At 70.2% G+C, this 5,898-nt stretch carries 7 protein-coding genes; 4 read left to right on the top strand and 3 right to left on the bottom strand.

Going from position 1 to position 5,898, the window contains the following annotated elements; all coding sequences use genetic code 11:
* Positions 1-79: 79 nt before the first annotated feature.
* The 3 genes from Aco03nite_RS24690 to Aco03nite_RS24680 form a co-directional block, all read right to left on the bottom strand.
* Complete coding sequence (locus Aco03nite_RS24690) at positions 80-2,185, bottom strand: rhodanese-like domain-containing protein (RefSeq protein WP_203798326.1); 2,106 nt, start codon at positions 2,183-2,185, stop codon at positions 80-82.
* 154 nt (positions 2,186-2,339) lie between these two features.
* Positions 2,340-2,696 carry a hypothetical protein gene (locus tag Aco03nite_RS24685; RefSeq protein ID WP_203798324.1) on the bottom strand — a complete coding sequence of 119 codons (357 nt, stop codon included), beginning with the start codon at positions 2,694-2,696 and terminating at the stop codon, positions 2,340-2,342.
* Positions 2,686-3,978, bottom strand: coding sequence for an MFS transporter (locus tag Aco03nite_RS24680; protein ID WP_203798322.1), 1,293 nt, complete (start codon positions 3,976-3,978; stop codon positions 2,686-2,688). The genes Aco03nite_RS24685 and Aco03nite_RS24680 overlap by 11 nt, the downstream gene beginning before the upstream one ends.
* 70 nt (positions 3,979-4,048) lie before the next feature.
* Here Aco03nite_RS24680 and Aco03nite_RS24675 point away from each other — a divergent pair, with 70 nt between their 5' ends.
* From Aco03nite_RS24675 to Aco03nite_RS24660, 4 genes are read left to right on the top strand one after another with little or no spacing between them, the layout of a single operon-like run.
* The gene (locus tag Aco03nite_RS24675) at positions 4,049-4,765 is read left to right on the top strand and encodes an alpha/beta fold hydrolase (RefSeq protein ID WP_203798320.1); all 717 of its coding nucleotides are present in this window, start codon (positions 4,049-4,051) and stop codon (positions 4,763-4,765) included.
* A 7-nt stretch (positions 4,766-4,772) separates the two neighbouring features.
* Positions 4,773-5,246: a GNAT family N-acetyltransferase gene (locus Aco03nite_RS24670; RefSeq protein WP_203798317.1), complete on the top strand. Its 474-nt coding sequence runs from the start codon at positions 4,773-4,775 to the stop codon at positions 5,244-5,246.
* A gap of 9 nt (positions 5,247-5,255) precedes the next feature.
* The gene (locus tag Aco03nite_RS24665; protein WP_203798315.1) at positions 5,256-5,507 is read left to right on the top strand and encodes a hypothetical protein; all 252 of its coding nucleotides are present in this window, start codon (positions 5,256-5,258) and stop codon (positions 5,505-5,507) included.
* 44 nt (positions 5,508-5,551) lie between these two features.
* The gene (locus tag Aco03nite_RS24660) at positions 5,552-5,779 is read left to right on the top strand and encodes a hypothetical protein (protein WP_203798314.1); all 228 of its coding nucleotides are present in this window, start codon (positions 5,552-5,554) and stop codon (positions 5,777-5,779) included.
* Positions 5,780-5,898 lie beyond the last annotated feature (119 nt).

Here is a 5,898-nt window from a genome sequence, read left to right as displayed (position 1 = left end):
TCCACCCTCCGCGGCGCGGCCGGCCCGGGCCCGTTGACCGGGCCGGCACGGCCGCGCTACCAGGCCGGCACGGGTGTGGTCAGGGCTGTTCTCCGGTGGCAGCCGGGCGGTTCGGGTCCGCGGACCAGGCTGACCATGATCCGGGGTAGAGCGCGGCCTCGATACCGAGGGTGGCCAGCGCGGCGATCTGGTGTGCCGCGGTGACACCGGATCCGCAGTAGACACCGATCGGGCCGGTGAGCCCGGCGAACCGCTCCCGCAACTCGTCGGTGGGCCGGAAGAACGGCACACCCTCGGCCAGGTTCCCGGCGGTCGGCCGGCTGATCGCGCCGGGAATGTGCCCGGCCCTCGGGTCGATCGGCTCGGTCTCGCCCCGGTAGCGTTCCCCCGCCCGCGCATCGAGCAGCGTCCCGGCCGAGGGCAGCGCGGCAGCCTCGTCGGCGGTGAGAGTCGGCAGATGCCCCGCGCTGAGAACGACGTTCCCGGCAGGTCGCGCCGCAGCCAACCCGGAAGCAGATCGATCCACAGGCGACCCGGAGGCAGCTCGGTCCACAGGCGACCCGGAGGCAGATCGATCCACGGGCGACCCGGAGGCAGGTCGGTCCGTAACTGAGCCGGAGGCGGGTCGCGCTGCGTCCGGCCCGGCGGACGGATCGGCTGCCGGCGCGATTTCTTCGGGATGATCGGCGGCTCGCCAGGCTGCCAGGCCTCCGTCGAGGATGCGCACGTCGGCGACACCGGCCCAGCGCAGCAGCCACCAGGCGCGGGCCGCGGCGAGACCGCCGCTGTTGTCGTAGACCACGACCGTGCTGTCCTTGTTGATCCCCCATCGGCGGGCCGCGACCTGTAGATCGTCGATCGTGGGCAGCGGGTGGCGCCCGGCGCCGGGCTCGTGCGGACCGGCCAGCTCGGTGTCCAGATCAACATAGACCGCCCCGGGCAGGTGACCGGCCGCGTAGTGCTCGGCGCCGTGCGGATCACCGAGCGCCCACCGCACGTCGAGAAGCACAGGTGGTGTCCGGTCGGCAACAAGACGCGACGTCTCGTCCACCCCGATGAGTACCGCGGCCCGGGCCTGCCCGGTTCCCACCGCCGCGGAGGAGGGAGAACCAGCGGCGACCGCCGACGAGGAGGAACCGGCGGCAACCGCCGACGAGGAGGAACCGGCGGCGGCCGCCGGTGCGGAGTTGAAACCCGCGGCGATCGACGGGAGGGTCGCGGACAGGTCGTCGTCGGTCAGGGAGGCTGCGGGGGTGGACTCGGTGACCGCTCGGTGGACCCGGGACACGATCGCCTCGGACAGTGGGGCCGGGACGCCGTGCAGGCGGGCCAGCAGGACGATCTCGCCGTCCAGGTAGTCGGATTCCGGGACCGCCGACCTGGCCAGACTCTGGCGGGTGGAGTTGCCGGCCCGTTCGTAGCCGGGGATCTCCACCGGCTGGAAACTCGTGGTTTCCGGGACGATCGGGACGATTCCGGCAGCCGCGTACACCGCCTTGGCCTCGGCTCGCAGAGCCCGGTATGCGGCGTCGCGCAGCGGGCTCGGCCGGTACAGCGCGTCCAAGCTGTTGATCATGTTGCCGAGCAGCTTGCCGGCCTTGTGCGCAGTGATCTCGTCGACCTGGTGCGCGATGAACCCGGCCCGGTGCAGATCGGCGGCGACCGCGGCGGCCACCGGGTGCCGGCCGTGCGGGTACCGGCCCAGCCAGAGGATCGCCGGCACCGGAGAACCGTGGTTGACCACCTGACCGGGCGTGACGAAGGTGGCCGGAACCCAGATCACCGCGCCGATGACCGTCGCGAACGAGCGCAGCGCGATCCGTTCGGTCTCCATGCCGTTCTGCAGGGTGACCAGTGGCAGGTCGGTGGCGGCGACACCGGTCGAACCGTCGGCCCGCTTGACCGGACGCCAGGCCCAGTCGGCGACGGCGGCCGCACTGTCGGTGGTCTTGGTGGCGAGGATCAGCACGTCACCGTCGGTGAGAGCGATCTCGGCGGGCCCTCCGGCGACCGGCGGGCGGACACGATGCTCGCCGTCCGGGCGTACGTAAAGCAGGCCTTCGGTCTTCAACGTGTCGAGCTGGGCGCCGCGCGCGACCAGGACCGTGTCGATGCCGGCCCGGTGCAGCTCAGCGGCGAGGGTGGCGCCGACCGCGCCTCCACCAATGACGACGTACCGGCCCATCGAGCCACCTCCGAGTCGATCACGGCGCCGGGAGGCGCTCCGGGAACAGGATGATCGTCGCAGCTACCGCGCGAGGGATGACACCGTTGAGGATGTCGTGTCGGCCACTGACCGGGCGGTGCGCCCGGCGCTCACCGAAAGAGCCCGGCCGAGCTCACATGCCGCAAGCCGAGTCGATCGTCTCGATGCGCCGTCGCAGCGCTCGCGCGTCCCGGAGCGGCAGCACGCGCAACACGCGTTCCAGCACGTCACGGTCGTCTCGCGGATCAGGACAGCATCCGGCATGACCGTAATAGAGCATGTCCGCACGCTCCTCGGCCGAGGCACGGGCGAAGGCCTGCCAGCGTCTCCACGCCGCCGCGGCGGCCCCGGGGCGGAGATCGGCGCGTTCGAGCTGAGCGATCCGGCTCAGTCCCCTGGCGGAGACCCCCTCGACCAGGGCTGTCCGGACTCCGGGATCCCGCCGGTGAGCCAGGTCGGCACGGACCTGCCCGGGCGGTTTACGAGTCATCGCTCCCGGAGTCTTCCACGCGCCCGATCGGGCCGGCAACCGAGAAAGCGGGGCCGCGGGCGCTGTAGGCCCAGACGGCCAGGGCGGCCACGCACATCGTTGCGGCGCTGACCGCCAGGGACGTGTGGACGCCGACCACCGCGCCGGCCGCGCCGACGGTGAAACCGCTGCCCAGGCGCAGGCCGCTCGACGACATGCCGTACAGGCCGAGGACCCGGCCGCGTTCGGCGGCGGGGGCGCGCAACTGGACGACGGTCTGCGCGGTCGACGTGGCGACCAGGTTGGCGACCCCGCTGATCGCCAGCATGCCGACGGCGATCAGATAGTCGCCGGTGACCGCGAACGCGAGCGTGCTCAGGCCGTACACGACGGTCGCGGCGACCGCGACCGGCACACTGCCCCGGATCCAGCCGGTGGCCTCCAGCACCAGACCGCCCAGCACCCCGCCGGCGCCCGCGGCGAACAGCAGGGTTCCGTAGGCGGTGCCGGCGTCGCCGGCGCCCAGGTCGTTGGCGAACACCGGCATCGTGGACTGCAACGACGCGCCGACGAAGAACGCGCCCAGGCCGGCCAGCAGGATCATGCCGACCAGCAGACGGTCGCCACGGACCTCGCGCAGCACCCGGAAGGTGTCCCGGAACCCGGGCCGGGACGTCCGCTGACGATCGGCGTCTCGGACGTGACCGGTGAAACGCGTACGGAAAAGGAAGATCGTCAAAGGCAGGTAGATCGCGATGTTGGCGAAGATGCCACCGGTGGGGCCGAGACCGAGCAGCAGCACCGAGCCGACCGCCGGACCGCAGAGCACGCCGAGGCTCTTGAAGGTGGCGTTGAGGCGGACCGCGCTCGGCAGCGCCTCCCGGCCGACGAAGTCGTGCAGCATCATCTGCTCGGCCGGCCCCCACAGCACTCCCGCGCAGCCGTGCAGCACCAGCAGCACACAGGCGTGCCAGATCTCCAGCTCGCCGGTCAGGAACAGCAGCCCCCACGCGGCCGAGACCAGCATGAACAGCAGCTGACCGGCCTGGATCACCCGGCGGCAGTCGTAGCGGTCCGCGAGCGCGCCGGACAGCAGCGAGAACAGCAGGAACGGCAGCCAGTGGCTGACCACCTGGAACCCGGCCAGGGCGGGTGATCCGAACTTCTCCCACAGCACCCAGTACGTGATGACGTGCTCGATGTTGTCGGCCATCATCGCCAGGGCGGCGCCGATCAGGTACGTCCGGCTGTCGGCTTTCCGCAGTGCGGCGAACCGTCGGACGGGAGTGGCAGGTGTGGACATCTCGCCGGTCACCCTACGCGTTGTGCAGTCGAGGATCTTCCCGACGCTTCGCTACGTAAGGAACACCACGATGCCCGCCGTTCTGATCCACGGAGTCCCCGACACGCACCGGCTGTGGGCCGAGGTCCAACGGCACCTGCGCCGCACCGACGTCCAGGCCTGGGACCTGCCCGGTTTCGGGTGTTCAAGACCGGTCAACTTCACCAGCACCAAGGAGGCGTACGTACGATGGATCACCGAACGCATCGAGGCCCTGGGTGAACCGGTCGACCTGGTCGGGCACGACTGGGGGTGCATGCTCACCGCCCGGGTGGCGTCGCTGCGCCCGGACCTGATCCGCACGTGGGCGGGCGGCAACGGCCCGGTCAGCGCCCGTTACGACTGGCACGCGGTGGCGAAGATGTGGCAGGACCCGGTGGCCGGCGACGAGTTCATGGCGACCATGGACCCGTCGGCGTTCGCGGGGAGTCTGCGGGACGATTTCGGCGTACCGGAAAATCTGGCTGTCGCGGCGATCGGCCGGATGGACGACACGATGCGTGACAGCATCCTGCGCCTGTACCGGTCGGCGGTCACCGTCGGCGCCGAGTGGCAGCCCGGGCTGGCCGGCCTGACCAGTCCCGCCCTGGTCTTCTGGGGCAAACACGATCCGGCGGTGCCCGCCGAGTACGGCGCCGAACTGGCCGACTTGACCCGGGCCCGGCTGGCCGAGTTGGACTGCAACCATTGGACGGTCCTGCAACGGCCCGCCGAGGTGGCAGCTCTGCTGGAGGAGCACTGGCGATAATCGGGTGATGAGCTTGTCGATCGGCCCCGCTGACCCCGCTTTCGTCCGGGAAACCCTGACCGACGCCTTCGGCAGCACCATGATGGCGATCCACGGAGCCCTGATCGACGCCCGCGGCGACGGGGCGGCCGCCGCGTACCGGGACGGCTACCCCATCGCCTTGCTCACCTACCGCGACGACGGTGCCGGCGGTTGGGAGGTGCTGTCCCTGGTGTCGATCGTTCCGGGAGCAGGAGCCGGAACCGCCCTGCTGGACTGGCTGGCCGCAGAGGCCCACAGCCAGGCCGTACACCGCCTGTGGTTGATCACCACCAACGAGAACATTAACGCCCTGGCCTTCTACCAACGCCGAGGCTGGAACCTGACCCGCCTCGACGAGGACGCCGTGACCCGGGCCCGCAGCCTCAAACCGACCATTCCACTGGAGAGCGGCGGCATCCCGATCCGTCACGAGCTGGAACTGGAGCTGAACTTGCGATAGAAATGGCTGGTGGTCGTTGCTCGGACGCCGTGCCCCGAGTGCGGCCAGGACTGGGTTCACCCCTACCGTTTCACGGACGACGGCTCCCGGTTCTACCTCTGCACCGAATGCGATTCGCTGTGGTGGCCCGACCAGTCGATCGGCGTCGACCGCCCGGCCCCCGTGGACGAGGTAGTGGCCGAACGCCTGAACATCATCGGCAACCCCTGGGTGGACCGCGTATGGGCAGACGTCATGGAACCCGCGCCGAAAACCAACTGAGCCAAAACCGCCCGGCCCCATCAGCCCCCGGTTGCGGCAGATCCGTGCTGGCGTGGATCTATTCGATCCGCGAAGCGCAGCTACGGGAGGCGGCGACCGCGATGCTCGGTTTCCCAGAGGCTCTCGAAGCGTTGCGATCTCTCGGCGACAAGGCCGTTCACCTGGGATATGCGGTTAGCGCGGAAGATCCCCCGTACCATTTCCAACTGTTCCTCGACGTGAACTTGACGGCTGTCGTGGCCTGCCTGGCAATGGCACCGGCAGATTCTTGATCACCCTCGGTCATGAAATTTGCTCTGCACCATAACAACGCATCACAAGCCGAAGGGGACAACCCCGCGGCGCATGCTGCAATCCCGAATCACCCCGCCACCCGGGACACTTTCGGCGG

Origin of the sequence: Actinoplanes couchii, from assembly GCF_016862075.1 — a bacterium.
Lineage (GTDB): Bacteria > Actinomycetota > Actinomycetes > Mycobacteriales > Micromonosporaceae > Actinoplanes > Actinoplanes couchii.
The sequence above is the reverse complement of the archived record's forward strand: the minus strand, read 5'-3'. Positions and strand labels throughout refer to the sequence as shown.